Source organism: Xanthobacter variabilis (genome assembly GCF_043831965.2).
Lineage (GTDB): Bacteria > Pseudomonadota > Alphaproteobacteria > Rhizobiales > Xanthobacteraceae > Xanthobacter.
Map to the genome: position 1 here is coordinate 2,433,857 of NZ_CM195533.1, position 26,151 is coordinate 2,460,007.

21 protein-coding genes are annotated in these 26,151 nt (G+C 68.3%); 10 read left to right on the forward strand and 11 right to left on the reverse strand.

From position 1 onward, the window contains the following. The first annotated feature begins 155 nt into the window (after nt 1–155). The gene (locus V5F26_RS10555) at nt 156–368 is read left to right on the forward strand and encodes a DUF3126 family protein (RefSeq protein WP_234052062.1); all 213 of its coding nucleotides are present in this window, start codon (nt 156–158) and stop codon (nt 366–368) included. A 473-nt stretch (nt 369–841) separates the two neighbouring features. Beyond that, a complete protein-coding gene (locus V5F26_RS10560; RefSeq protein WP_394945893.1) occupies nt 842–1,714 on the forward strand; it encodes a cation diffusion facilitator family transporter in 873 nt (290 codons plus the stop codon). 22 nt (nt 1,715–1,736) lie between these two features. On the opposite strand, the gene V5F26_RS10565 is transcribed toward V5F26_RS10560, so the two are convergent. The 6 genes from V5F26_RS10565 to V5F26_RS10590 form a co-directional block, all read right to left on the reverse strand. Beyond that, on the reverse strand, nt 1,737–1,967 hold the full coding sequence (locus V5F26_RS10565) for a formate dehydrogenase subunit delta (RefSeq protein ID WP_394057482.1): 231 nt from the start codon (nt 1,965–1,967) through the stop codon (nt 1,737–1,739). Beyond that, nucleotides 1,957–2,841 carry a formate dehydrogenase accessory sulfurtransferase FdhD gene (fdhD, locus tag V5F26_RS10570; protein WP_394057484.1) on the reverse strand — a complete coding sequence of 295 codons (885 nt, stop codon included), beginning with the start codon at nt 2,839–2,841 and terminating at the stop codon, nt 1,957–1,959. The genes V5F26_RS10565 and fdhD overlap by 11 nt, the downstream gene beginning before the upstream one ends. Nucleotides 2,842–3,104: 263 nt before the next feature. Next, nucleotides 3,105–5,945, reverse strand: coding sequence for a formate dehydrogenase subunit alpha (gene fdhF / locus V5F26_RS10575; protein ID WP_234052058.1), 2,841 nt, complete (start codon nt 5,943–5,945; stop codon nt 3,105–3,107). 13 nt (nt 5,946–5,958) lie between these two features. Continuing rightward, a complete protein-coding gene (locus V5F26_RS10580) occupies nt 5,959–7,521 on the reverse strand; it encodes a formate dehydrogenase beta subunit (RefSeq protein WP_394945894.1) in 1,563 nt (520 codons plus the stop codon). Next, nucleotides 7,521–8,015, reverse strand: coding sequence for a formate dehydrogenase subunit gamma (locus V5F26_RS10585; protein ID WP_394057486.1), 495 nt, complete (start codon nt 8,013–8,015; stop codon nt 7,521–7,523). The genes V5F26_RS10580 and V5F26_RS10585 overlap by 1 nt, the downstream gene beginning before the upstream one ends. A gap of 274 nt (nt 8,016–8,289) precedes the next feature. Continuing rightward, on the reverse strand, nt 8,290–9,219 hold the full coding sequence (locus tag V5F26_RS10590; RefSeq protein ID WP_234052055.1) for a LysR family transcriptional regulator: 930 nt from the start codon (nt 9,217–9,219) through the stop codon (nt 8,290–8,292). Nucleotides 9,220–9,597: 378 nt separating this feature from the next. On the opposite strand from V5F26_RS10590, the gene V5F26_RS10595 reads away from it, so the two are divergent. Next, the gene (locus V5F26_RS10595; RefSeq protein ID WP_234052054.1) at nt 9,598–9,846 is read left to right on the forward strand and encodes a hypothetical protein; all 249 of its coding nucleotides are present in this window, start codon (nt 9,598–9,600) and stop codon (nt 9,844–9,846) included. Nucleotides 9,847–10,473: 627 nt separating this feature from the next. Here the strand turns inward: V5F26_RS10595 and V5F26_RS10600 are convergent. From V5F26_RS10600 to cysQ, 3 genes are all read right to left on the reverse strand, one after another. Further along, the gene (locus V5F26_RS10600) at nt 10,474–11,244 is read right to left on the reverse strand and encodes a hypothetical protein (RefSeq protein WP_394057487.1); all 771 of its coding nucleotides are present in this window, start codon (nt 11,242–11,244) and stop codon (nt 10,474–10,476) included. Between the two features lie 138 nt (nt 11,245–11,382). Then, nucleotides 11,383–11,994 (reverse strand): DUF1134 domain-containing protein, encoded by a 612-nt coding sequence (locus V5F26_RS10605; RefSeq protein WP_394945895.1) that lies wholly within the window; start codon nt 11,992–11,994, stop codon nt 11,383–11,385. Nucleotides 11,995–12,147: 153 nt separating this feature from the next. Continuing rightward, nucleotides 12,148–13,002, reverse strand: coding sequence for a 3'(2'),5'-bisphosphate nucleotidase CysQ (gene cysQ / locus V5F26_RS10610; protein WP_394057488.1), 855 nt, complete (start codon nt 13,000–13,002; stop codon nt 12,148–12,150). 170 nt (nt 13,003–13,172) lie between these two features. Here cysQ and chpT point away from each other — a divergent pair, with 170 nt between their 5' ends. Beyond that, complete coding sequence (gene chpT / locus V5F26_RS10615; protein WP_370640721.1) at nt 13,173–13,880, forward strand: histidine phosphotransferase ChpT; 708 nt, start codon at nt 13,173–13,175, stop codon at nt 13,878–13,880. Between the two features lie 308 nt (nt 13,881–14,188). Here chpT and ctrA read toward each other — a convergent pair whose 3' ends face one another. After that, nucleotides 14,189–14,890, reverse strand: a complete 702-nt coding sequence (ctrA, locus tag V5F26_RS10620; RefSeq protein WP_234052051.1) for a response regulator transcription factor CtrA — start codon at nt 14,888–14,890, stop codon at nt 14,189–14,191. A 458-nt stretch (nt 14,891–15,348) separates the two neighbouring features. Between ctrA and V5F26_RS10625 the strand changes: the two genes are divergently transcribed. The 3 genes from V5F26_RS10625 (at nt 15,349) to V5F26_RS10635 (ending at nt 21,425) form a co-directional block, all read left to right on the forward strand. Next, nucleotides 15,349–15,744 carry a flagellar export protein FliJ gene (locus tag V5F26_RS10625; protein ID WP_394945897.1) on the forward strand — a complete coding sequence of 132 codons (396 nt, stop codon included), beginning with the start codon at nt 15,349–15,351 and terminating at the stop codon, nt 15,742–15,744. A 177-nt stretch (nt 15,745–15,921) separates the two neighbouring features. Further along, the gene (locus V5F26_RS10630; protein ID WP_394945898.1) at nt 15,922–16,455 is read left to right on the forward strand and encodes a sigma factor-like helix-turn-helix DNA-binding protein; all 534 of its coding nucleotides are present in this window, start codon (nt 15,922–15,924) and stop codon (nt 16,453–16,455) included. Next, entirely contained in the window at nt 16,452–21,425 is a 4,974-nt protein-coding gene (locus V5F26_RS10635) for a hypothetical protein (RefSeq protein WP_394945899.1), read from the forward strand. Before V5F26_RS10630 ends, V5F26_RS10635 begins: the two co-directional genes overlap by 4 nt. Before the next feature lie 47 nt (nt 21,426–21,472). On the opposite strand, the gene V5F26_RS10640 is transcribed toward V5F26_RS10635, so the two are convergent. Further along, nucleotides 21,473–22,615 (reverse strand): GGDEF domain-containing protein, encoded by a 1,143-nt coding sequence (locus tag V5F26_RS10640; protein WP_234052047.1) that lies wholly within the window; start codon nt 22,613–22,615, stop codon nt 21,473–21,475. A 232-nt stretch (nt 22,616–22,847) separates the two neighbouring features. On the opposite strand from V5F26_RS10640, the gene speB reads away from it, so the two are divergent. The 3 genes from speB to V5F26_RS10655 all read left to right on the forward strand — a co-directional run bounded on the left by speB (nt 22,848) and on the right by V5F26_RS10655 (nt 25,536). Further along, nucleotides 22,848–23,828, forward strand: a complete 981-nt coding sequence (gene speB / locus V5F26_RS10645) for an agmatinase (protein ID WP_394057491.1) — start codon at nt 22,848–22,850, stop codon at nt 23,826–23,828. Nucleotides 23,829–23,894: 66 nt separating this feature from the next. Then, nucleotides 23,895–25,010, forward strand: a complete 1,116-nt coding sequence (locus V5F26_RS10650) for a calcium:cation antiporter (protein ID WP_234052045.1) — start codon at nt 23,895–23,897, stop codon at nt 25,008–25,010. A 115-nt stretch (nt 25,011–25,125) separates the two neighbouring features. After that, nucleotides 25,126–25,536, forward strand: coding sequence for an NADH:ubiquinone oxidoreductase subunit NDUFA12 (locus V5F26_RS10655; RefSeq protein WP_394057492.1), 411 nt, complete (start codon nt 25,126–25,128; stop codon nt 25,534–25,536). The last annotated feature ends 615 nt before the right edge of the window (nt 25,537–26,151 follow it).

Sequence of the window (26,151 nt, forward strand, 5' to 3'; positions counted from 1 at the left end):
GCGGGTCGCCCGTGGTGGAAGGCCGGGGCGGGCGTTCCCCACGCGGCGTCGCGGTGCCTGGCCACCGTGGCGATATCTGGGATTTGCGCGCGATCGTGCCTTGAATGCGCCCGCGTCGGCGGCCATAACGCGCCCTCGGACCTCAGGAGGCCTCCTTGGAAAAGAAAGATCTCGAAAGCATTCAGCGCTATATGCGCAACCTCTTCGGCAACCCCCAGATCAAGGTGATGGGCCGCCCGAAGAAGAAGGATTCGGCCGAGGTCTATATCGGCGAAGAGTTCATCGGTGTCCTGTTCGAGGACAAGGAAGACGGTGAGCTTTCCTATAACTTCCAGATGGCCATCCTCGACACCGATCTCGAGGACTGAGTTTTTCTGCACGCCTGAAAGCCGCTCACGCTCATTTCCTCTCGAAGGCTGGTGACATGCGCCTCACATACTGGTGAGGTATGCTCGTCCGTCGGATCTTCAGGGCGAGGGGGCGTGGCATGAGCGGGCCGGAGGCGGAGGCAGGCACGACCGATAAGGGATCGCCGCGAGCGCAGGGGGCATCTGTCCCGCGCCCGGCATCCGCTTCCTCCGGTGGCGCGCACGAGCACGCCCCCGCGCACCATGACGGCGACACCCACCCGCATTCCGATGGCCCAGGCGCAGCCCACGCGACGGAAGGCCACGCCCATCAGGCGCATGACGAGGCCCTCCACGGGGACCATGCGGGTGAGGACCAGGCTTACGACGCGCATTCCCACTCTGGACATTCCCATTCGGGTCAGTCCCACGCGGGTCATTCCCACACAGGTCACGGCCATGCGGGCCATGACCATGCGGGTCATTCCCATGCCATGCCCCAATCCCTGCGCGCCTTCGCCATTGGCGCGTCGCTGAATTTCGGCTTCGTGGTGGTGGAGGTTCTGCTAGGGCTTTGGGCAGGATCGCTCGCTTTGGTGGCCGATGCCGGCCATAATCTCTCGGACGTGCTGGGCCTGCTGCTGGCCTGGGGCGCGGCGTGGCTGTCGCGCCGGGCGCCCACCGCGCGGCGCACCTTCGGTTACGGGCGCTCCTCCATCCTCGCGGCTCTCGCAAACGCCATTTTGCTGCTGGTGGGCACCGGCGCCATCATCATCGAAGCTCTGTCGCGCCTGGAGGATCCTGAGCCGGTGAAGACTGGCGTGGTCATGGCGACCGCGCTGGTGGGCGTCGCCGTCAATCTTGGCACGGCCATGCTGTTCATGTCCGGACGCAAGAGCGACCTCAATGTGCGCGGCGCCTTCCTGCACATGGCGGCCGATGCGGCGGTCTCGGTGGGCGTGGTGATCGCCGCCGGCCTCATCGCCTTCACCGGGTGGCTGTGGCTCGATTCGGCCGTGTCCTTGGTGATCGCGGTGGTCATCATCGTGTCCACCTGGGGCCTGGCGCGCGACAGCGTGGATCTCGCGCTCGACAGCGTGCCGGCGCACATCGACCGCGCGGAGGTGGAAGCCTATCTTGCCGCCCTGCCGGGGGTGAGCGAGGTGCACGATCTGCACATCTGGGGCCTCTCCACCACCGATGCGGCGCTCTCCGCCCATCTGGTGCGCCCGGGGGCGAGCCTCGACGATACGTTCCTGGACAGCACCATGCGGGAGCTGAAGGCGCGCTTCGGCATTTCCCATTCGGTGCTGCAGGTGGAAGAGGGGCGCATGGCGTGCGCGCTCGCCCCCGCCGAGGTGGTCTGATCAGCCCCGGCTGAAGTGCCGCTCAGGCGGCCCTGACGGGTGGCAGCCCTTCCAGGGCCTCCTTCGCGACGCTGGAGAGACCTTCGCCACCGGCCGCCACATGCTCCGCGATCTTGGCGCGCATGCGCGGATCCCAGAACTTGGCGATATGTGTGCGGGTGGCGTCCACCGCCGCCTCGTGGCTCTGCTGGGCGAAGGCGGTGGCGATCTGGTTCGCCATATAGACGAGCTTTTCCGCGGTGCTATGCGACATAAGCGGGCCGTTCATGTGGGCTGCCGAGCGCGATGCGCCCGGGGTGGGTGAAAATCTCGAAGCCGTCGGTGCGCACCACGGCACACAGCGTGATGCCCGCGGCCTCGGCGGTGCGGATGGCGAGGGAGGTGGGGGCCGAGACCGCCGCGATGATGCCGGTGCCCAGCACCGACGCCTTCTGCACCATCTCGATGGACACCCGACTGGTGAGCAGCAGCAGGCCTTTCGACGTGTCGAAGCCGCCGGTGACGGCAAGGCCCACCAGCTTGTCGAGGGCATTGTGCCGGCCCACATCCTCCGCCACGGCGCGGATGCCGGCGCCGGGCTCGGCATAGGCGGCGGCGTGCACGGCGCGGGTTTCGCGATTGATCTCCTGCAGCGGGCCAAGGGCGGCCATGGCGGCCAGGATCTCCTCTGGGGTCAGCACCAGATCGCAGGCCACATGGGCGGCGGGCTTCACCGCCTCGGCCAGGCTCTCCACCCCGCACAGGCCGCAGCCGGTGGGCCCGGCCAGTGCCCGGCGGCGGGCAGAGAGGGTGCGCATCTTCTCTTCCGCGATCCAGAGACGCGCCTCGATGCCGTCCTCCACCACGATTTCCTCGATGGACAGGATGTCCGCGGGCGACGCCACGATGCCTTCCGTGAGCGCGAAGCCCAGGGCGAAGGCGGGAATGTCCGCGGGTGTCGCCATCATCACCGCATGGGTGGTGCCGTTGAAGGTAAGGGCGACGGGGGTTTCCTCCGGCACGGTGCGGCGGCCCTGGGAAACCGCGCCCTCCCGCACTTGCGCGCGCTCCACCCGCCGCGCCGGCGGCGGAGCGGGAAGCTCCTGCGCCGCAGGGCAGGAGAGGGGGGAAACGGGCGTGTCGGCCATAGGGGCGGCCCTTCGGGTCCTCAATCTACGTTTTGCCCGGAACGGGTCGCTTCGTCCGCGCCGGGCATCGGGAAACGGCGGCGCTTCAGATGCGCCATTCCCGCCGGGGCGAGGGAGACCCCGGCGGGAGGAGCGGCGTCGCCCGGGGCGATCCGCTCAAGGCAATTCCGGCGGAGGCGCGCATCTGGCCCACGCCTGGAATTGCGTGGAAGCAGCCCCTGGAGCATGCCGGGTGAAAAGGTGTTCGCCCGGCATGCCCGGCTTCATTCCGCAGCTTCCGCGGCGATGCGGCGGCTCTTGCGGGTCAGGTCCTCATATTCTTCCTGCCACGGGGTCGGGCCGTTGGAGGGCGAGACCTGCACGGCGGTGACCTTGTATTCCGGGCAATTGGTGGCCCAGTCGGAATAGTCCGTGGTCACCACATTGGCCTGGGTCACCGGGTGGTGGAAGGTGGTGTAGACCACGCCCGGCGCCACCCGCTCCGAGATCTCCGCCTTCAGGGAGGTGGAGCCGGCGCGGCTTTCCACCTTCACATAATCGCCGTCGCGGATGCCCCGGTTCTCGGCGTCGAAGGGGTGGATTTCCAGCACATCTTCCGGATGCCAGGCAACGTTCGCCGTGCGCCGGGTCTGGGCACCCACATTGTATTGGGACAGGATGCGCCCGGTGGTGAGCAGTAGCGGGAAGCGCGGCCCGGTCTTCTCGTCGGTGGGCACGTATTCGGTGAGCATGAACTTGCCCTTGCCGCGCACGAAGCCGCCGATATGCATCACCGGCGTGCCGGCGGGGGCCTTCTCGTTGCAGGGCCACTGCACCGAGCCGAGCTCGTCGAGCCTGGCATAGCTCACGCCCGCGAAGGAGGGGGTGAGAGCCGCGATCTCGTCCATGATCTCAGAGGGATGGCCGTAGTCCATCTTGAAGCCCATGGCATTGGCGAGCATCTGGGTCACCTCCCAGTCGGCATAGCCATTCTTGGGCGCCATCACCTTGCGCACGCGCTGGATGCGCCGCTCCGCATTGGTGAAGGTGCCGTCCTTCTCCAGGAAGGTGCAGCCGGGGAGGAAGACGTGGGCGTAATTGGCCGTTTCGTTCAGGAACAGGTCCTGCACCACCAGGCATTCAAGCGCCGCAAGGCCGGCCGAGACATGGTGGGTGTCCGGGTCGGACTGCAAAATGTCCTCGCCCTGCACATACATGCCCTTATAGGTGCCATCGACCGCGGCATCGAACATGTTGGGAATGCGAAGGCCCGGCTCGTCGTCCAGGTTGACGCCCCACAGGGCCTCGAACGAGGCGCGGGTGGCGTCGTCGGAGATGTGGCGATAGCCCGGCAGCTCATGGGGGAAGGAACCCATGTCGCAGGAGCCCTGCACATTGTTCTGCCCGCGCAGCGGGTTCACGCCCACACCCTCGCGGCCGATATTGCCGGTGGCCATGGCGAGGTTGGCGATGGCCATCACCGTGGTCGAGCCCTGCGAATGCTCGGTGACGCCGAGGCCATAATAGATGGCCGCATTGCCGCCGGTGGCATAGAGGCGGGCCGCCTGCCGCACCAGGTCGGCCGGCACCTGGGTATATTTCTCCACGGCCTCGGGGCTGTGGCGCTCGTCGGCCACGAAGGCCGCCCACTCCTGGAAATCCTCCCAGTCGCAGCGCTCGCGCACGAAGGCTTCATTCACCAGGCCCTCGGTGACGATCACATGGGCCAAGGCGGTGACGATGGCGACATTGGTGCCCGGCTTCAGCGCCAGATGGTAGGCCGCCTCGATATGGGGCGAGCGCACGATGTCGGTGCGGCGCGGGTCAACCACGATGAGCTTGGCGCCCTGGCGCAGCCGCTTTTTGAGGCGGGAGGCGAACACCGGGTGCCCATCGGTGGGGTTGGCGCCGATGATCAGCACCACGTCGGTTTGCTCGACGCTGTCGAAATCCTGGGTGCCGGCCGAGGTGCCATAGGTCTGGGAAAGGCCATAGCCCGTCGGCGAGTGGCAGACGCGGGCGCAGGTGTCCACATTGTTGTTGCCGAAGCCGCCGCGGATCAGCTTCTGGACCAGATAGGTCTCTTCATTGGTGCAGCGGGACGAGGTGATGCCCCCAACGGCGCGCTTGCCATACTTCTCCTGGATCCGCTTGAACTCGGAGGCGGCGTATTGGATCGCCTCCTCATAGGTCACTTCCTTCCACGGCTCCGTGATGGAAGAGCGGATCATGGGCTTCAGGATGCGGTCCTGGTGGGTGGCATAGCCATAGGCGAAGCGGCCCTTCACGCAGCTATGGCCGCGGTTCGCCTTGCCGTCCTTGTAGGGCACCATGCGCACCAGCTCGTCGCCGCGCATCTCCGCCTTGAAGGCGCAGCCCACGCCGCAATAAGCGCAGGTGGTCACCACCGAATGCTCGGGGGTGCCGATCTCCACCATGGACTTTTCATTCAGCGTCGCGGTGGGGCAGGACTGCACGCAGGCGCCGCAGGACACGCATTCGGAGGTGAGGAAGGGCTCGTTCATGCCCGGCGAAACGCGGCTGTCGAAGCCCCGGCCGGAAATGGTCAGCGCGAAGGTGCCCTGCACCTCCTCACACGCCCGCACGCACCGATTGCAGACGATGCATTTCGACTGCTCATAGGTGAAATAGGGGTTGGACTCGTCCTTGCCGAGGGTGGTGTGGTTCTCGCCCTCATAGCCGTAGCGCACCTCGCGCAGGCCCACCACGCCGGCCATCTCCTGCAACTCGCAATCGCCATTGGCGGAGCAGGTGAGGCAGTCCAACGGGTGGTCGGAGATGTAGAGTTCCATCACCCCCTTGCGCAGCCGCTTCAGCCGCTCGGTCTGGGTCTTCACCACGATGCCCTCGGCCACCGGGGTGGTGCAGGAGGCCGGAGTGCCGTTGCGGCCCTCGATCTCCACCAGGCAGAGGCGGCAGGAGCCGAAGGCGTCCAGCATGTCGGTGGCGCAGAGCTTGGGGATCTGGTTCCCCACCTCCATGGCCGCCCGCATGATGGAGGTGCCTTCCGGCACGCTGACCTTCATGCCGTCAATGGTGAGGGTGACCAGCTTTTCGGACTTGGAAGCCGGCGTGCCGTAGTCGATTTCGTTGATGAGGGACATGGGTGTTCCTCCATTATTCCGCGGCGGCCGGCAGGCTCGGCGTGGCGCCGAAGTCTTCCGGGAAATGGTTGAGGGCGCTCAGCACCGGATAGGGCGTGAATCCGCCCAAAGCGCAGAGGGAGCCGAGCTTCATGGTGTCGCAAAGGTCGCGCAGCAGTTCGAGATTCTGCTCCCGCTTCTCGCCGGCGATCACCTTTTCGAGGGTTTCCGCGCCGCGGGTGGAGCCGATGCGGCAGGGCGTGCACTTGCCGCAGCTCTCATGGGCGCAGAATTCCATGGCGAAATGGGCCATCCGCGCCAGGTCCACCGTGTCGTCGAACACCACGATGCCGCCATGGCCGATGAGCGCATCCTTCGCCGCGAAGGCCTCATAATCAAACGGCGTGTCGAACTGGGAAACCGGCAGATAGGCTCCGAGCGGCCCGCCCGCCTGCACTGCCTTCACCGGCCGGCCGGACGCCGTGCCGCCGCCGATGTCGTTGACCAATTCGCCCAGCGAGATGCCGAAGGCGGTCTCGAACAGGCCGCCATACTTGATGTTCCCGGCGAGCTGGATGGGCATGGTGCCGCGCGAACGGCCCATGCCGAAATCGCGATAGAAGCTGCCGCCCTTGTCCAGGATCACAGGCACGGTGGCCAGCGACACCAGATTGTTGATGACGGTGGGCTGCTGGAACAGGCCCTTGTGCGCCGGCAGCGGCGGCTTGGCGCGAACCAGGCCGCGCTTGCCCTCCAGGCTTTCCAGAAGGGCGGTTTCCTCGCCGCACACATAGGCGCCCGCGCCCATGCGCATCTCAAGGTCGAAATCGTGTCCCGAGCCCAGGATGTTCTTGCCCAGCAACCCCGCGTCGCGCGCCTTCTCGATGGCCTTTTCCATCACCACGAAGGAGAGGGGATATTCCGAGCGCGAATAGACATAGCCGCGCGTGGCGCCCACCGCGAGGCCGGCAATGGTCATGCCCTCGATGAGGCAGAACGGGTCCGCCTCCATGATGAGCCGATCGGCGAAGGTGCCGCTGTCGCCCTCGTCCGCATTGCAGACGATGTAGCGCTGCTCGGCCGGGGCGGCGGCCACGGTGCGCCACTTGATGCCGGTGGGAAAGCCGGCGCCGCCGCGACCGCGCAGGCCGCTTTCCACCACCTCTTCCACGGTGGCGGAGGGGCCGATCTCAATGGCCCGCTTCAGGCCGCGATAGCCGCCATGGGCCTCGTAATCGGTGAGCGAGAGCGGGTCGATGATGCCCACGCGGGCGAAGGTGAGGCGGGTCTGCTTCTTGAGATAGGGGATGTCATCCACCAGCCCGACACACAAAGGGTGGTCGCCGCCGTGGAGCAGGCCGGCATGCAGCAGGCTTTCCACATCCGCGGGCTTCACCGGCCCGTAGCCCACGCGGCCCTTCTCGGTCTCCACCTCGATCAGCGGCTCCAGCCAGAACAGGCCGCGCGAGCCGTTGCGGGTGATGTCGGCGGTGACGCCGCGGGCGAGCAGTTCATGCTCCAGCTTATGGGCGACCCGGTTGGCGCCGCAGGCGACGGCGGTGGCGTCATTGGGAACGAAGATGCGGGGGGACTTCATCACGCGTCTCCGAAGTCTTTGCCGGCGGCGAAGCACTCGGCCATCTCATCGATGGCGGCACGATCGAGCCGGCCGACCAGCTGGCCGTCCACCAAAGCGGAGGGGGAGCAGGCGCACAGGCCCAGGCAGTAGATGGGTTCCAGGGTAATCTTGCCGTCGGGCGAGGTCTCGCCCATGCCCACGCCGAACCTGTCCTCGGCATAATCGGCCAGTGCCTTGCCGCCCATGGACTGGCACGCCTCGGCCGCGCACATCTTCACCACATGGTGGCCCGGGGCCGCGCGGCGGAAGTCGTGATAGAAGGTCAGGACGCCATAGATCTCCGCGCGGGAGAGGTTGAGGCTCTCCGCGATCATGGGCACCGCCGGATCGGGCACGAAGCCGAAGGTTTCCTGCAAGGCGTGCAGAATGGGCATCGTGGCACCCTCCAGGTGCCGATGCTCCGCGATCACCTGAGCCGCGCGCTCGGTGCTCCAATCCTCATAGACCGCCATGGGCGTCCGCCTTCCCGCGTCAGACTGTGCACATCGGGGCCGCTCGGGGCGGCCCTTTCTTGTGATGATTTCAAACAGACTGTCACAAAAGCGGCGGGGATCAATGCAGCCGTGGGATGGTGCAATAGAACATTTCTATGGTTGACCGCCCCCATCAGCATGGTCGACGTGAAAATACAGGCGCCGAAGGTGCGGCAAAATGGCATGTGCCGCGCCTCCAGCGCCTGGATTGATCGGACTTTTCTATGTGTACCCGCGTGCGCGGGCATCGCGTTTATTGCATCGCGGCAAGGGCGGGATCGGCCAGCACCTGCTGGTCGAGCTTCGGGGCAATGCGTCGCGCCTCCGCCACCAAGGCGGAGATGACGGGCGTGGTCGGCTCCCGGTGGGGGACCACGAGGCCGATGGAGTGGGAGATGTCCGGCTCCAGAATGGGAATGGAGCGCACCAGCGCCGTGAGGCCCAGGGAATCGGCCAGCATGGCGGGCATGACGCTGGCCCAAAGGCCGGTGCGCACATGGGTGAACAGCACCGTCATGGAGTTGGATTCGAGGGTGGGTTTCGGTCGCGCCCCCGCCGCCGCCAGCAGATCGTCCACGATCCGGCGATTCTGCATGTCGGGCGTGAGGAGGGCCAGGGGCAGTTCCGCCACCTCGGCCCATGTCACGCTGGTGCGGTCGCCGAAGCGAGCATTGGCGGCGGTCACGAGCCGGTAGCGCTCGCGATAAAGCGGCACCGTGTTCACCCGGCCGAGGGGCTCGTTGTCCAGATAGGTGATGCCGGCGTCAATCTCGAGGTTCTCAAGATCGCTCAGGATTTCCAGTGAGTTGCGCGAAATCACCGTGAACCGCACATCCGGGTGGCGGGCGCGGAACGGGGTGGTGAGCGCTGCCACCATGGGCAAGGCGGTGGGAATGGCGGCGATGCGCAGCGGGCCCGACAGGCCGCGCTTGAGGGCATCGATATCCTGCCGCATGGCCCGCGCGTCGGACACGATGCGCCGTGCCCATTCCAGCGCCCGCTCACCCTCGGGCGTGAAGCCCATGAAGCGAGAGCCGCGCTGCACCAGCAACACGCCCAGCATGTCCTCGAGCTGCTTGATGCCTGCCGAAAGGGTGGGCTGGGTGACGCCGCACCCTTCGGCGGCGCGGCCGAAGTGACGCTCGCGGGCCAGGGCGATGAGGTATTCGAGCTTGTCGATCATGCCCCCATATCAGGGACGGGAACGATGTTGCGCAACTCCCCTCGGCGCAACTGCTCGCGCGCGCTGCAATGCAGCGAAAATCAGCCGCTGCGCGGCGTCGTGATTCTCTCGGATTCGTGAATGCCGGGAACGGGAACTTCGCGGCCCGGGTTAACCTTTCTTTCACACCTCTCCACCGGCGCGGCGGACCGGAGAGAGGCACCCCGAACGGACATCGCTTGCAGGGCCCGTGAGACTGCTTCACGGGCGCGGGGGGAGTCTGCGCGGCGGTTGAACGCTCCCGGCCGGTTCCAGTTTGCGGGCCGGCCGAGGCTGTGTTCATGCGCTTTCGGCGCGTGGGCGCAGGGGTCGAAAAGGATGCTCGAAAGGATACCCGCCATGGCTTCATCTGTCACCCGGCCTGTCCTTCTGTCTGCCCGTCCGGCCTTTTCCAGCTCGTCACGAGCGGACGCGGGCACCTGGCGCAGCTCGTCCCTCCTCATTTCGCTGGTGGTGCTGCTGTTCGCGGCTCTGCTCATCGCCACGCCGACGCTGGCCGTCATGACCTTCCGGCCCGACGCGCCGGCGGTGGCGCCGGAGCCGGTGCGAGCGCCGCACCTGAGCTTCTCTCACTCGCAGTTCGCCTGAGACGAGCCCCGTTTCGTGCCGTTCGTGCGACTTCGCTGCGCTCACGGGTGCGGCGGCGTCCGGAGCGTTGTGCGCGGCGGGTGATGCGCAGGCGGGAAGGTCTCACGGGGACGGTCTCGCGGGGACGGTCTCGCGGGGCTTGGGATGAACCCCGGGGCTTGATTGACCGTCGGGAGAGTGCGCGCGAAAGAGGCTGGGCCCATCCCGTTTGCGTGGGAGGGGCGTCGCGGCGGACCAGAAGGCGGCAAGGCACCGTGGCGTCCCGCAGCGTCCTTCCTTGCCTCAGCGCAGGCGCATTCCGGATGTCTGGCCGGATCCTTCCTGAGCGGCGACGGGGGAACGGCGGCGGACCGGAAGGCGGCAAGGCGACCGGGCGTTCCGTAGTGTCGTCCCTTGCCTCAGCGCGGGGGGCCGATGTCTTGCCTCCCTGGATAGCCCCCCGCTCGGGGAGCGGGAGCCGCGGCATGAGGGGTATGTTGGCGGGCGTTCAAGAGCCGCGCCACAGGCATTAAATGTCGATGGGCCCTCCGCGGGACGTCGTCGGGCATGAGCCTCGCGACGCGCGCATTTCTACGACGGCGCCCTTCGGGCGAAGGGCGCGTGGCGCGCTATCAGCGCGGCGTACGCCTATTCTGCGGCCTGGGGTGTCTCGTTGAGCAGGGCGCGGATGCGGCTCGCGAGGCTGGTGTCTCCCTTGCGGGCGTTCGCCACCAGAGCGGGTATGGGTGAGGCGGCGCCTTCCACCTGGGCGGTGAGAACGACTACCTTGGCGGCAAGCTCCGTCAAGGCGGCGCGCAAGGCGAGGTCCGAGCTGTCCGAGGTGGTGCCGCCTTCGGTCAGGAGGCGGGCCTGGTCCGCTTCCAGCGCGCGCACCTGATCGTCGCGCGTGGAGAGTGTCGCGGTCAGCCGCTCCACGTCGGCCTGCAGCCGCGCGATGATCTCGTTGGCTTCGGTCAGGTCGGTCAGGCGAGCCCCCATTTCGGCATCGAGACGACCGGCGGTGGCGGCGCGATCCGCCACCTGGTCCTGCAGCTCGCCGATGAGGACCGCCTGCTCCGCATTGAGGCCCTCCAGCCGGCGGGATTGTTCCTCCAGCGCCGCTTTCGCCTGCTCCAGCTCCATGATCTTCAGCCGCTGGTGCTCAATGGTGGCGGCATGGGCGGCGATGGCCTCCCGCATGGTGTCGGCCTGCAGCTCCAGCCGGCGCTGGTTGAGGGCGAAGAAGGCGCGTTGCTGGTCTTTGTCCGCCTGCACCTCGAACAGCGAGACGGGCACGGCCGCTTCCACGCGCCGCGTGGTCAGCCGCACCGCACGATGCCACACGGCCGGCAGAACGAGCAGGGCCACCAGCGTCGCGATGAGCGCGCCCAAAGCGAAATACATGATCTGCTCGATCACGTCGGCCCTTGTCCTTCAGCTTGGATCCGCGAGCGCGGATCTCTTGCCCATTCATGCCAGAGTTGGCGACGGCGCACCAGTCCGGACGTTACCCGCCTCCTTACCGAAGGGGAGGGGCGCCGGCTCGCGGTCTTGACCTTAGAAGGGGTTCCAGGTGGGGCTGGAGGTGAACTTCAGATAGCCCAGATTGGCGCCGAGCCGCACGCCCACGCCCGAACGGATGGGTACCACCACGATGCCATCGGCGCCCAGGGCCGTCATGCCGAAGCCGGCCACCACATAGGCCGAGCCCGAAATCCCGGCGAAGCGGCGGAACACGTCTTCCACGCTGCGCAGGTTGTAGACCAGGATCATGGTGCGGGCGCCATCGCCGCCGAAATCCCAGCCCACGGACGGGCCCTGCCAATACACCTTCATGTCCCCCGCATTGCGGGTGTAGAGCACGCCCTCGCCATAGCGCAGGCCGCCTACGAAGGCCCCGGACCCCTCCTGGCCCAGGATGTAGCCATTGGGTTCACCCCACTGGGACACGGCTTTCTCGATGGAAAGGGCAAGCCCGCGCGAGACGCTGCCGAAGAAAGAGTGGCCCTTGCTGACCAGCTCGCCGCTGGAATAGGTGCCAGGCGGTTGCTGCTGTTGGGCTATCGCCGGCACGGCGCCCAGCGTGGCCGCGGCCACGCTGGCGGCCAGCATGTGGCGCAGCACTGCGCGGCGGGGAACACTCGAGAGGAAGCTCGGGGAGAAGCGCATGACGGGATCTCGCGGTTAGCTTCGGGACGGCGGGTGCCGCGACTCGGCCGCTGATTATTCTCAGCACTGTGACCGTGAAAAGGCGACGGTGGCGCAGTGCCATCGCGCCGCCTGGGGCCGCGTCCACGATCGGCCGTGGGGCTTATCGCCCGGTTAACCGGCGGGCTGGGGCGGCGTGCCGGCACCCCAGGCAAGGAAGCCGCGCACCTTGAAGCCCTCGTCCGAATGCCCATAGGTGAGGGGGCTGCCATCGGGGCGGGTGAGGTGGCCGCCGGCGGCGGCGACCACGGCGTGACCCGCCGCGCAATCCCACTCCATCACCGTGCCGAGGCGCGGATAGAAATCCACCCGCCCTTCCGCCAGCAGGCCGAATTTGAGCGCGGATCCGGCGGGAATGTATTCCGCCACGGGGTACCGCGCCACCAGGGCGTCGGTGGCGGGGTCGTTGTGGGAGCGGCTGGCTGCCACCACCAGCGGACCTTCTGGAATGGGGCGGCAGGCAATGGGCGTCCAGTCCTGCGCATCCACCGGGGCGCCGGGCGCGCGCAACGCATGGAAGGCGCCTCCGGGCCGGCCGGCAAACAGGGCCGCCCGCGCCGGAGCGTAGACCACGCCCAGCACCGGGACGCCATCTTCCACCAGCGCGATATTGACCGTGTACTCGCCATTGCCGGAAATGAACTCGCGGGTGCCGTCCAAAGGGTCCACCAGGAAGAAGCGGGATCCGCAGGTGACCTTGGCGCCGTCGGACATGGCCTCCTCGGCCACCACGGGCACGCCGGGCGCCAGCTTGGCGAGGGCGGCGCAGATGATCTCTTCCGCAGCGCCATCGGCCGCGGTGACCGGGCTCATGTCGGACTTCAGGTGCGCCTCGATGCCCTCCGCCTCGATCCGGCGGATGGCGACGCCTGCCGCCAGCGCCGCTTCAGCAAGGCCGGCCAGCAGGGAAGCGTCGGTGGGGGCGGGCGCGCGGAAAGGGGCGCCGGGGGTAAAAGCGGGGGAAGTCATGGCCGCTTTCTAGCCGCCCGCCGGTGGGCTGTCGACGGCGGCTTGTGGGCGGACCATCGCCGGGTGTATCAGAGCCGGCCTTCATCCATGTGGTTTCACGTGCCGCCGAGGGTCCGCCCCGGCGGACGGCTGCCGGCCCGGAAACGCAGCGCGCCCGGAAGCCCCGCCCCATGTCCGACGTGAACAGCCCCGACGTGAACCAGCCCGACGCGACGTCGCCCGACATGACCGCGCCGGATGCGGTGGTGTCCATCTCCGCGCTCGATCTCGCGGCCCTGCTGTGCTCGCGCGTGTGTCACGATGTCATCAGTCCTGTGGGCTCCATCGTCAACGGCATTGAGGTGCTGGAGGATGAGGACGCCGCCGACATGCGCGAGGCGGCGCTGGAGCTCATCACCAAGAGCGCGCGGCAGGCTTCCGCCCGCCTGCAGTTCACGCGTCTGGCCTTCGGCGCCGCCGGCTCCGCGGGCGCGCAGCTGGATCTCGGGGACGCCGAGCAGGTCTCGCGCGGAATGATTGAGGATGATCGCACGCGGATCGAATGGATGCTGCCGCGCGAGTTCCAGTCCAAGAACAAGGTGAAGATGCTGCTCAACCTGATGCTGATCGCCGCGGCCTCGGTGGCGCGCGGTGGCGTGATCCGGGTGATGCCCTTGGGCGAGGGTGAGCAGATGGGCTTCGTGCTGGCCGCGCGCGGCCCGAAGGCGCGCATTCCCAGCGGCGCCGAGGCCCTGGTGGCGGGGATCGCCCCCGAGGGCGGTCTGGCGGCGCAGGTGATCCAGCCGTTCTATGCCGGTCTGCTGGCGCGGGCGTGCGGCATGGTCGTCAGCTTTTCGGCCGAAGACGAGCTGGTGACGCTCACCGCAACCACGCGCTAGAGCGTCTTCGGGCACCGGGGATGCCGGTTCGCGTGAAAAGGCGCGTTAAGTCGATGACCTGGCGCATTTCCTCGGTTCCGTAAAACCGGGAGATGCGCGCGGGCTCGCTGTGTCGATACGCAACGCGGCCCCAAACGCAGAATGCCCCACCGGATGGGCGGGGCATCGCGCTTGCGAGGACACTCTTCGAAAGAAAGGGACGATACGGCACGGAGCGCTCTTGCGTTCGCCTGGGCGCACGTCATTCGCTCTGAAACCTGCCTCGACGCGCCGTGGCGTGAACGGGTCTCCGTGTCGCCAGAAACGGGCTAGACCGCCATCCGCTCGGCACCGACCGCCGGCTCGCGCAGCACATAGCCGCGGCCCCAGACCGTCTCGATGTAGTTCTTGCCGGAAGAGGCGTTGGCCAGCTTCTTGCGCAGCTTGCAGATGAAGACGTCGATGATCTTCAGTTCGGGCTCGTCCATGCCGCCATAGAGATGGTTGAGGAACATCTCCTTGGTGAGGGTCGTGCCCTTGCGGAGCGAGAGCAGCTCCAGCATCTGGTATTCCTTGCCGGTCAGGTGCACGCGGGCGCCTTCGACCTCCACCGTCTTGGTGTCGAGGTTGACGACGAGGTCGCCGGTCTGGATCACCGACTGAGCGTGGCCCTTGGAGCGGCGCACGATGGCGTGGATGCGCGCCACCATCTCGTCCTTGTGGAAGGGCTTGGTGAGGTAGTCATCGGCGCCGAAGCCGAAGCCCTTCACCTTGTCTTCCGTATTGGCAAGGCCGGAGAGGATGAGGATGGGGGTCTTCACCTTGGCAACGCGGAGGTTGCGCAAGACTTCAAACCCGGACATGTCCGGCAGGTTCAGGTCGAGCAGAATGATATCATACTCGTAAACCTTGCCGAGATCGACGCCCTCCTCACCGAAGTTGGTCGTGTAGACGTTGAAGTTTTCGGTCTTGAGCATCAGCTCGATGCCCTTGGCCGTCGCACTGTCGTCTTCGATGAGCAAGACGCGCATGGCAATCCCTTTCCTCGCAACTGTTCGGAAGGCGGCGATGGCGACTTCCGTTGCTCGGCCGTCGGGGTGATTCGCGTAACGTGTGGTGAATCGATAGCAGACCCCGATTCTCGCGGACAAGGCCTTGTGGCAAAACAATTGTGCACGGTTGCGAAGAGCGAATCGCCACCAAGCACTTAACTGTTTTTTGCCCCTGCCGAGCCCCCGTACCACCCGTTGCCGAGCACCTTCCGGCGGCGTTCGAGCGGGCGCCTCGCGGGCCTCGTTCGAACCGTGGAGCCATGATTAACGAAGGCGGTAAACGATTGGTTTCCGGCGGACGATCTGTTGCGATTTTCCGCAGCGGAGGGGTCGGCGGTAAGAAAGGGGCAACCGCCGGCCGGCATTGTGGCGCCTGTTGAGAGGGGTCCGGGGTTGCTCGGACCGCATTGCGTCATTGCGTACCGGAGTTGACGGCGATGAAGTCGCGAGAGCCCTTGATTCGCGCCAAGAAGTTTCAGATCGATGATGCCCGCCGGCGTCTCGCTCAGATTGATGCCATGATCGCCGACTTCGAGCGCATGGCCGTTGATCTCGATCGCGACATCGCGGCCGAGGAGCAGCGCTCCGGCATCAGCGATCCCGCCCATTTCGCTTATCCGCCGCTGGCCCATGCCGCCCGCGGCCGTCGCGACAACCTGCGTCGCTCGGTGGAAGACCTTGCCGCCCAGCGCGCCGCCGCCAGCACTGCCCTTTCGGAAGCGGAAGCCGACCTGGCCCTGGCCGAGGCCGCCGACGATCTGGACCGCGCGGCCAAGCCCGAAATGGGCGGGCGCCGGGCCGTGTGGCGCCACGCGGACGCTTCCCGCGCCTGAGGCGCAGGCCTGCTTGCGGCGCGTGGTGATGTTTCCTCTGGTCATCCGCCCGGCCCGAGCGCTTGAATGATGCGTGTCCGCGCGTCGGTCTCCCGGCCAGGCGTGGAACCGCTGATCCCGCTGTGGATGCCGCCTGGAGGCGCCTTTGCGCGCGGCGGCGAGGGAGGTGTGACGGCCGTGACGCCCCACCGAGAGCTTCGTGCCCTGCTGTCGACAGCCACGGACGCCGCCGCGCGCGAGCGCGTCTATGCCCTGTCCTCACCCAAGCTTTACGGCCTCGTTCTGCGCCTCGTGCGCCGGCCGGAGCTCGCCACCGAGGCCATGCGGCGCACCTACCGCCAGATCTTTTCCCAGGCCGGAACCCTGGCGGAGCAGCACGACCCGCTGGCGGTGATGGTGGTGATCGCGCGCACCGCGGCGCTGGATGTGGCCCGCGAGCATGGTGGTCTTGATGCGTTCGAGCCGTTCCGCGTCACCCAGCCGGCGGAGGATCCGCTGGCCTTGCCCGGGCGCAGCAAGGGGCTGATGCGCCTTCTCGCCGGGCTCGGCACCCTGTCCGAAGAGCGCCGCCGCATGATGCTTCTCGCTTATTATGATGGTTGGACGCGCGAAGCGCTGGGCGTCTATTTCGACGTTCCGGCCGCCGGCGTGCGCGCCTGGCTGGGGCGCAGCATCCAGCAGCTCGCCACCGTGCTCGGGATCCGGGCATGACGCGGGACGACGCCCTCGCAGCGGAATTCGTCATCGGCACTCTCGATGCCGCCGAACGGGCGGAGGTGCGCACCCGGATGGCGGTGGACATCTCCTTCGCGGCGCGGGTGCGGGCATGGGAGCGGGCGCTGGCGCCGCTCTACGAGCTGGTGACGCCCATCGCGCCGCCGCCCGCTTTGTGGCTCAGCATTGAGGAAGACCTTAGTGATTCGCGCTCCGGCATGTTCGGTTCCCGTCGCGGGCGGGGCCGGAAGGGCCAGGAGCTGCCGCCCGCCGAGCCGGCGGACGCCGCCGCAGGGGAGGCGGACGCCAGGCGTCGCAAGCCCGGCGAGACGGCCAAGGGCGGGGTCGGCAAGGCGCTGAGCGCCCCGTTCCACGCCGTTAAGGGGTTGGTGCGGGGATTGCGGTCCCGTCCGCCGGAGGTTGGCGAGGCCCCGCGCGATGACGCCCGGGAGCCAAAGGCACCGCTCGAGATCGCCCCCCCAGATGTCGCGCCCCCCGAGCCGCCAAAGCGGTCTTCGCGGCACGGGCGAGGCTCGGCTGGCAAAGCCGCGGCGCCCATTCCCCATATCCGCGATGATATGACGGTGCCCGAGGCCGTTGCGCCGGACGTGCGCGCCGAGCGCGCCCAGGAGCCGCGCCACAGCTCGCCAGACACCGCCCCCGAAGCGCCGCCGGTCATGTCGCCCGTGGCGGAAAAGGGCGGGGAGGCGCAGTCCGGTACTGCCGCGCTGGCCCTGGTTCCGGCGGTTGTCTTGCCCGAGTTCAAAGTGACGCAGTTGGTGGAGGACGACGGCAACGAGGCCGTTCCGACCCCCGCCGGCATGGCGCCGCATGTCCCCGATGAGCCCGCGTCAGGATCGGTGGAAGCTCCGGCGACCGATGCGGACGGCGCCTCGCCCATTGATGAGGGGACGTCGGTGGGCCCACCTGTCCGCTCCCGTCCTGCGCCGGCAGGTGCCGAGGCGGATGCCGCTTCAGGGGGCCGGGCGGACGAAGCGGCCCGCGCCGATACGGCGCCCGCCTTCGATACCATTGAGCCCGCGCCGCGCGGCGACGTTGAGGCGGCTGGCGCGCCGCTTCAATTGCCGGAGACGCTTGCTGACGCCGAGCCGGTGCCCGCCATGGAAACCGGCGAGGCCTCCGCTTCCGAGCCCTTGGTGGACTGGGAGGACCGCATTGAGGCGGGCCCCGCCAGGCCTCTGTCGATGGACGTGGAGGCGCACCCATCCGGCCCGGCTGAGGACGCTGCGGCGCATCCCTCTGCCCCAGGGGCCGGGGAATTGCCCGCTGCGCAGGCAGGCGCCTCGCAGGCCGACATTGAGCCGGAACTCCCCGATTCCAGCGCCGCCGCGTCAGCCGCGGGTCTCGCGGCCTTGACGGAAGAGCTGCAGGCGCTCCTTTTCGCCGACGACGAGACGGACGCGGACATTCCGCTTATTCGTGAAGCCGCCGAGCCCTTGCCCCTGGGAGAACCGGCGGAGGCCCCGCCCGCGCCCGCAAGCGGGCCCGAGGACGCCATGTCCAGGCTCCATGCCGAGGAGCCCCAGGCGCCTCCGGAGGCCCTGGCGGCGGCCGCGACGGTCGAGCCCACGGCCCGACCCGCGACTGTGGCGGCCGCCGGCGCCGACGACGGATCCGCCCGCGAGCCCGTTCCGGAGCATGCGCCCACAAGCGCGCCCGAGGACGCCATGTCCAGGCTCCATGCCGAGGAGCCCCAGGCGCCTCCGGAGGCCCTGGCGGCGGCCGCGACGGACGAGCCCACGGCCCGACCCGCGACTGTGGCGGCCGCGGGCGCCGATGACGGATCCGCCCGCGAGCCCGTTCTGGAGCCTGCGCCCACAAGCGCGCCCGGGGACGCCATGTCCAGGCTCGATGCCGAGGCGCCTCAGGCAATTCCGGCGGCAGCCATTGCGGCCCGCGAGCACCAGCCGACACCGGCTGAGACGGAGGTCGCTCCCGTCAGCGAACCCGCCGCTGCCGCTACTTCGGCGGAGCAGGGCGAAGCTGCCGCCCACGCTGTTGGCGCCGAGGCCGGTGAGGCGCCGGCCGGCGAAACCGGAGATGCTGCGCCGGTGCTGGCGGCCGGCGACGCTCCGGTCCTCTCCGCAGCGGAGGTGGACGGGCTGCCAGAGCCTGCTCAGACCGCGGCCGTGCCTGTCGGTGAGCCCAAAGATGCGGCGGCTCGCACCCCCGACGGCGAAGCCGCCGACCTCTCCGCGGTCGAGGCCGCCAGCCCGGAGCCCTCCAGCGAACCAGGGGAGACCAAGCCCGCGCCCTCGATGCCGGAGTTCTCGGCCCTGTTGGAAGCCGAGACGGAGCTCGCTGCGGACGGCGCCCGCGGGCCGAAGCCGGCTGCGGCCGAAGCCTCGCCTTCCGGCGAGTCGGCCAATCAAGCCGCTCGCTCCGGAGACGGTGAAGGCGCCGACCTGTCCGCCGCCGAGGCGGTCAATCCGGACCGCCGCCCCGAAACCGTCGAGGCGACTGAGGCGCCGGGGTCGGAAGAGCCCCAGGTGGTGATGCCGGTCGAACCGGCTGTGATCTCGGACGCCGAACGCGGGGCGGAGCCTCTTGAAGCCGAGGCCGCACCTTCCGGCGCTCCGGCTATTGAGGCCGCACACTTCGGGGACGATCAAGCCGCTGACCTGTCCGCCCTCGATGCGGCCAATGAGGACCTCCCTCGCCAAACAGTCGAGGCGGCTGAAGCTCCGGGGTCGGAAGAGCCGCAGGTGGTGATGCAGGCCGAAGCGGCTGCGATCGCGGACGCCGAACGCGGGCCGGAGCCCGTCGAGGCCGAAGCCGCGCCTTCCGGCGAGCCGGCCAATCAAGCCGCTCGCTCCGGAGACGGTGAAGGCACCGACCTGTCCGCCGCCGAGGCAGTCAATCCGGACCGCCGCCCCGAAACCGTCGAGGCGACTGAGGCGCCGGGGTCGGAAGAGCCCCAGGTGGTGATGCAGGCCGAAGCGGCCGCGATCGCGGACGCCAAACGCGAGGCGGAGCCTGTAGAGGCTGAGGCTGCGCCTTCTGGCGAACGGGCCAATGCTGGGAGTCCTGCCGGAGACGGTGACGGCGCGGACCTGTCCGCCGTCGAGACGCCCAATGAGGACCGCCGCCGCGAAATCGTCGAGGCGACTGAAGAGCTGGAGCCCGAGGAATTCCGGGTGGTGATGCGGGCGGAGAAGGCTGCGATCGCGGACGGCGACCATAGGCCGGAACCCGTCGAGGCGGAGGCGGCGCCCTCCGGCAAACCAGCCAATGAAGCTGCCCACTTCGGAGACGATCAAACCGCCGCCCTGTCCGCCGTCGAGATGCCCAATGAGGATCGCGGCCGCGAAACCGTTGAGGCGACTGAAGCGCCGGGGCCGGAAGCACCCCAGATGGTGTTTCAGGCGGACATGGCAGCAACCCCGGCTGGAGAACGTGGGTCAGAGCCTGTTGAGGCTCAAGCCGTTGCTTCCGGCGAGCCGGCGAATGAGGCAGTGCGCTTCGGGGACGCTCAGGCGGCTGACCTGTCCGCGGTCGAGGCGGCCAATCAGGAGCCTCGCGGCGATGCCGTCGAGGTCCCGATTGCGCTCTCGATCGAGGAGCCTCCGGCGCCAACGGATGCCGGGCCGGCTGCCGTCTCGGGCCGCGCGCCCGAGCCCTCGCCCAGTGAAACGGAAGCCTCGCATTCCGGAGAGCGCGCCGATCCGGCTCGCTCTGGGGATATTGAAGCGGCGGCGGTGCCGACCGCTGCTGCGACCGATCAGGAGGTGTCCGGCGAGCCACAGGACACCGCTCCCGTGGCCTCGGCGGAGGCTCCGGAGCGGCTCCCGGAGGGCGGGGCTGTCCCGGTGGCAGAGCTTGGGTCGTCGGCTTCCGACACGGCGGGCGATGGTGACGCGGTGCAGACGGAGGCGGGGGCCGAGCCTCCCGGTGCGGGGGAGGTGGCTGCCGACGGGGAGGGGCCGCCGCGCTGGGTGCCGGCTTGGCCGAAACTGCGGGAGCGGGCAGAGAATGTCGGGCCCAAGTCCCGGGTTCCGGCCATGGTGCCCGGTCGCGCGCCACCCGCTGCCGATGCGGTCTCCGGCAGGGATGGGTTGGCAGCGCCATTGGACGCGCGGCCGATCGTCAAGGCCGTGGTGAAACGCAGGCCGACCGCCGTCGCGCTCTCGGCGAAGCGGGCTTTGGAGCCTGAGGTCAAGTCCTTGGGGATCAAGGCGAAGGCGCCACCTGCCCCTTCGCCGGAGGGCCCCACCCCAACGGCGGAACCGGTCGCGGAAACCGCTGCGCGGACGAAGGGGGCTGAAATCCCGGAGCTGGGTGCGTCTCAGCCCCAGGATGAGGTTGCTGTCGAACGCCCTGACGCGGCGCCTGCGCGCGGCGCTGGCGCGCGATCGAAGCCGGGAGAAAGTGGCAAGCCGCCATCGGACCGGCCGGAGGATGCGGGAGTTGCCGGGAGCGAAGCCGGGGAGGCGGCTGTGCCGACCTCTGATGAGGCCGAAAGGCCGCTGCCGCCCCTGCGCACGGTGGAGCCGTCGCCACGCGGTTCTCGGCGTGCGCGGGTGCTTTGGGCGGTCGGCGCCCTGGCGGTGGCGCTTGGCCTGGGCATTGGCTCCGACATGCTGGCCCATTGGCGCGGCGACGGCGCGCCGCAGCCGCGACGGGTGGAGCTGGCGCCGGTGTTCGTCGCCAATCCGCCGACGGAGGTGCGCCTGCGGCTCGATGAGCGCTCCGGGCGCACGGAATTGCGGATCATCGCGGCGGAGCCGGCCCCGCCGGGATACATCTATCAGCTGAGATTGAAGACGGAGGGTGGCGGCACCCATCTGCTTGGCACGTTCGCAAGCGAGATGGTGACGGTTTCCGACCTGGGTCGCCTTCTCGCCGGCAGCGCGCCGGGCACGGCGCGTCTTTCGGTGACGCTGGATTCCCTCGATGCTCCCGGCACGCCGGGCGAAGAAGTCTACAATGCCAGGATTGGCGGCTGAGGTTCCTCAGCCCGGCTTCAGGCCCCCGGCGCAGCCGTGTTCCGGCATCAGCCGGCGGCGCCGCAGGCGGAGTGGGAGGGGTGCACGCGATTGCGCCCTTCCGACTTGCCGCGATACAGCGCCTCGTCCGCCGAGCGGATGAGGTTGGAGAGCGCGGGCACGGTGAGGCCCGCCGGGTGCAGCGTGGCCACGCCCACCGTCACCGTGACATTGACCGGCATGCCGGAGACATAGCGCAGCTCCCGCTCGGTGATACGGCGCAGGCGCTCGCCCACCTCGCTGGCGGCGCTGGCGTCCGCGCCGGGCAGGATGACGCAGAATTCCTCGCCGCCCAGCCGCCCGATCAGGTCTCCCGGGCGAAGACTGCGTGCCGCCGTCTCCGCAAAGCTGCGCAGCACCGCATCGCCCACATGATGGCCGAAGCGGTCATTGATGGATTTGAAGTGGTCGAGGTCCACCATCAAAATCGACATCGCGCGCTGGCGCAGGAGTGCCTCCTCGAACAGCCGCCTTCCGCGCCGCAGGGTCGTGCGCCGGTTCAAGAGGCCGGTGAGGTCGTCGGTGGAGGCCAGGCGGTCCAGCACCATATAGAGGGAGCCGAAGTTCCAGCTGGTGGAGAGCGCGAGCCCGACCAGCACGAGTAGCCCCTGCGCGGTGCCCGAGGCGGCATCGACCACATGCACCCACCCGGTGGCCACCGCGACGGCGCGGCCGAAATAGATCATGGCCAGGAGCAGCAGCAGCACGGCGCAGACGGTGCGCGTGAGCGACCAGTCATCGCGCGCTGGCTTGTGCAGGAGGGTCGAGGCCGCCAGCACCCCCCAGCATCCCACGACCAGCGAGAAGATGATGATCCGCTGCCCCAGGTAATCGCCGAACAGCAGCGAGACGAACAGCAGCCCCGCGCCCACAAGGGTGCCGAGGAAGATGGTGCCCAGCATCGGCGTGCGGCCGTCGAACACGCGCACGCCTGAGAGGGTGAGCCCCAGAGCCGCGAAAACGAGGCCATTGCCGATAATGATGGAGACGGCCGGCGGAAACTCGGCGCGCATGCCGAGGATCGCGGCGCCGCTGGCCATGGCGAAGCTCGCCATGGCCCAGTAGACCAGGGCCTGATTCTGCAGGCGATAGCTGACAAAGAACTGCAATGCGGCGACAAGGCCGCTCATCATGGCCGACGTGAAAAGCATGGTCGGAACATGAAGCGTCATGCACGCTACCGGGTTGCCGGAAAACCGAGGCGGATCTGGCGGTCTTCACGGGGAGAGGGCACTTGCTGCCGCTTCCACGCGCCATGGGCGGTGGAAAGGTTGCGGCCGTGTGCGAATGCTACACCCTTCAGGTGCGCGCCCGTAAGAAGTGGCATGATCACACGGGCTGGATATCATGCGCCGGCCGCTCCGTCGAGCTGAGAGGTATTTGATGACTCAACCCGTGCTGCCGCGTCCTGTGGATCGGGCGCTGGACCCCACCTTCCGGCATGGCCAGTCCACCGAGCCGAATTATTCGGGCGTCACCTCGTTTCTGCGCCGGCGCTACGCGCGCGATGGCGGCGGGGCGGAAATCGTGGTGTGGGGCGTGCCGCTTGATGTGGCGGTCTCCAACCGGCCCGGTACCCGGTTCGGGCCGCGGGCGATCCGCGCGGCCTCCAGCATCCTGGATGGCGACCCCTTCTATCCCTTCGGCATCGACCCGTTCGAGACCCTCGACGTGGCGGATGCCGGCGATTGTGTGTTCGATTATGGCGTGCCGGCCGGCATCGCCGCCTCCATCCGCGATCAGGCGGGGGCGCACTATGCGCGCGGCAGCCACCTCATCACCCTCGGCGGCGACCATTTCCTGACCTATCCGGTGCTGAAGGCGCTGGTGGCGCGTACCGGCGCGCCGGTCGCCCTGGTGCAGTTCGATGCCCACCAGGATACCTGGGATGACGCGGGTGACCGGGTGGACCACGGCACCATGATCACCCGCGCCGTGCGCGATGGCCTGATTCGCACCGATCGTTCGATCCAGGTGGGCATTCGCACCCACGCGCCCAACACCTTCGGCATCGAGATCCTGGATGCGCAGACGGCGGGAGACCTGGGGCCGGCGGCGGTGGCCGCGCGCATCGCCGAGCGGGTGGGCGATGCCCCGGTCTACCTCTCGTTCGACATTGATGCCCTGGATCCCGCGTTCGCGCCGGGCACCGGCACACCGGTCTGCGGCGGGCTTACCACCCGGGAGGCGATTTCCTGCCTCAAGCGCCTGGGCGGGCTCGATTTCAAGGGCTTCGACGTGACCGAGGTCTCGCCGCCCTACGACCATGCGGAGGTCACGGCGCTGGCCGGCGCGACGCTGGCTTCCATCTATCTCTGCCTGCTCGCGCAGCGGAAGGCGGCGGGACGCGCAATCGCGCCCTGACAATGCCTTGCACGGACTGCGCCGATGTGGGAGAGCGGCGCGGTTCGCGCACTGCGAGGTGGCAGCGTGAGGAAGACACGATTTGGCGCCTATGCCTTTGTTTTCCCCTTCCTGGCGGTCGGCCTGGCCGTCCTGCTGGCGCTGGTGCCCCAGCTCGCTCCCGATGCCGCGCCACCGGGGGTAGCGGGCGAGGCGCGCCTTGTGGGCGGGCTGCTTGCGGTGCTGTTTCTCTGCGGCTCCTCCTTCTCGGCGGTGGCGCATTCGGACGTGGCGGCGGCGCGCCTGGGCCAGCCCTATGGAACCCTGGTGCTGACCCTCTCGGTCACGCTGATCGAGGTGTCGGTGCTCGCGGCCATGATGCTGCACGCCTCCCACAATCCGACCCTGGTCCGCGAATCGGTGTTCTCGGTCATCATGATCGTGAACACGGGCATTGTCGGCCTGTGCCTGCTCCTGGGCAGCCTGAAGCACCGCGAACAGGTGATTCAGCAGCAGGGGGTGGCGGGCTTCCTTTCGGTGCTGATCGCGCTCGGGGTGATGCTGCTGATCCTGCCGAGCGAGACGCGCGACGGTGCCACGGGCCAGTTCACACCGTTCCAGCTCGGCTTCATGGCCTTTGTCGCGGTCGGCCTCTATGCGGCTTTTCTCTATATGCAGACCGTGCGCTACACTGAGCACTTCGTCGGCATCGATGATGAGCAGAGCGACAGGCGCCCTTCACTGAGGCGCTTCTTTTTTGCGGTGGGCATGCTGCTGCTGAGCCTGGCGGGCGTGGTGAGCCTTTCCGACCACGTGGCCGGCAGCTTCGAGGATTTCCTCGCGCTCTTTCCCCTTGCCGATCCCGACGCGGTGACCGGCGCGCTGGTGGCCACCCTGCTGCTTCTGCCAGAGGGCATCAGCGCCGTGCGCGCGGCAAGCCGCAATCACCTGCAGCACAGCCTCAACATCGCCCTGGGCTCGGCGCTGGCCTCCATCGCGCTCACCATTCCGGCCATGGCCGCCATCAGCATGATGCTCGGCCTGCCCATGGTGCTGGGCCTCGATCCGGAGGACAGGACCATGATGGTGCTGACCTTCGTGCTGTCCATCGTCTCGTTCGGCACGGGACGCACCAATGCGCTCAACGGCATCGTGCACCTCATCCTGTTTGGCGTGTACCTGATGCTCACCATCGTGCCGTGAGCGCCAGCTGCGGCGAAAGAAGGAGAGAGGCGGGCGGGGGAGGGCGCTCTCGGCGGTGGACACGGCGCGGGCCAGGTGGCATGTTCCGCCCCGGTTTCGGAACGAGGCGTGGGCCGTGAAGACTCTCCTGCTCTACATCTTCACCTGGTGGCAAAAGCAGACCGTGGGCACTTGGTTGTGGACCAAGCGCTACGGCGAGTTCGTCGGGAAGGACGAGTTCGGCAATCGCTACTATCGCACCAAGGGTGGCGTGGTTGACCCGACCCTCGGCTTTGAGCGGCGCTGGGTGATCTATCCGGGCTATGCGGAAGCCTCCAGCATTCCTCCCGGCTGGTGGGGCTGGATCCACCACCGCGTCGATACGCCCCCCTCGCAGGAAACCTACACGCCCCGCGAGTGGCAGAAGGAGCACCGCGCGAACCCCACGGGTACGCCGGACGCCTATCATCCCAAGGGCTCCGTGCTCGCCACCGGTCCGCGTCCGGCGGTCACCGGCGATTACAAGGCCTGGGCCCCCGGCGAGTGAGGGCTGCACCTGGTCCCTCCTCGGGTCCGTTCCGGATGCCGGGGAAGGGGAGGGTGGATTTCGTTCCCGCCGGCCAGACGCCGGGCATGTGGCGCGCTCGAACGGGCGCGCCATTTTTGTTGCGGCTGCAGGGCTGAGGCTTCGCCCCGCCGCGCGGGCGGGAATCAGCACGGTTGGGGCTCGGCCGCAGGTCACTGCAGGTGCCTAATGGAACCTTCGGGGCAGCCTATCCGGTTGCTCCTATGCTCTTCTTTCACGCGCAACGGAGCCAACTTCCCTTGGAAGTGCTCTCTTCTTTCGCGCCGGGAGCGGCGTGAAAGGGGCGGGTGCACCCATCTGCTGCCGGGGTTCTCTCCTTTCGCGCAGGGGCTCGGGCTCGTGGAGGGCGCAGCGCGATCCCGACGGGCGCGGTGGTGCCGCCGGACCCGCCAACCGGGGGCGCTTTTCTTCCGCTCCAATTCCCCGGCTGGTCCACGTCGCGCGGGCATGGCGCGGGGCGGAGGCAGCCCTTGCATTCGCCTACGCCCTGTTCAAGCCGCATTGTCAGTGCTAATCGGCCTGTCACGAAGCTCAACTCGGTTCGGAGGCGCCGCATGGCGCACCCGTCTCGCCATA

Bases quoted from the DNA above. Each gene is read 5' to 3' on its own strand.
- V5F26_RS10560 (WP_394945893.1), top strand. From the start codon at position 842: ATGCCCCAATCCCTGCGCGCCTTCGCCATTGGCGCGTCGCTGAATTTC.
- V5F26_RS10565 (WP_394057482.1), bottom strand. From the start codon at position 1,967: ATGTCGCATAGCACCGCGGAAAAGCTCGTCTATATGGCGAACCAGATC.
- fdhD (WP_394057484.1), bottom strand. From the start codon at position 2,841: ATGGCCGACACGCCCGTTTCCCCCCTCTCCTGCCCTGCGGCGCAGGAG.
- fdhF (WP_234052058.1), bottom strand. From the start codon at position 5,945: ATGTCCCTCATCAACGAAATCGACTACGGCACGCCGGCTTCCAAGTCC.
- V5F26_RS10580 (WP_394945894.1), bottom strand. From the start codon at position 7,521: ATGAAGTCCCCCCGCATCTTCGTTCCCAATGACGCCACCGCCGTCGCC.
- V5F26_RS10585 (WP_394057486.1), bottom strand. From the start codon at position 8,015: ATGGCGGTCTATGAGGATTGGAGCACCGAGCGCGCGGCTCAGGTGATC.
- V5F26_RS10590 (WP_234052055.1), bottom strand. From the start codon at position 9,219: ATGATCGACAAGCTCGAATACCTCATCGCCCTGGCCCGCGAGCGTCAC.
- V5F26_RS10595 (WP_234052054.1), top strand. From the start codon at position 9,598: ATGGCTTCATCTGTCACCCGGCCTGTCCTTCTGTCTGCCCGTCCGGCC.
- V5F26_RS10605 (WP_394945895.1), bottom strand. From the start codon at position 11,994: ATGCGCTTCTCCCCGAGCTTCCTCTCGAGTGTTCCCCGCCGCGCAGTG.
- cysQ (WP_394057488.1), bottom strand. From the start codon at position 13,002: ATGACTTCCCCCGCTTTTACCCCCGGCGCCCCTTTCCGCGCGCCCGCC.
- chpT (WP_370640721.1), top strand. From the start codon at position 13,173: ATGTCCGACGTGAACAGCCCCGACGTGAACCAGCCCGACGCGACGTCG.
- ctrA (WP_234052051.1), bottom strand. From the start codon at position 14,890: ATGCGCGTCTTGCTCATCGAAGACGACAGTGCGACGGCCAAGGGCATC.
- V5F26_RS10625 (WP_394945897.1), top strand. From the start codon at position 15,349: ATGAAGTCGCGAGAGCCCTTGATTCGCGCCAAGAAGTTTCAGATCGAT.
- V5F26_RS10635 (WP_394945899.1), top strand. From the start codon at position 16,452: ATGACGCGGGACGACGCCCTCGCAGCGGAATTCGTCATCGGCACTCTC.
- V5F26_RS10640 (WP_234052047.1), bottom strand. From the start codon at position 22,615: ATGCTTTTCACGTCGGCCATGATGAGCGGCCTTGTCGCCGCATTGCAG.
- speB (WP_394057491.1), top strand. From the start codon at position 22,848: ATGACTCAACCCGTGCTGCCGCGTCCTGTGGATCGGGCGCTGGACCCC.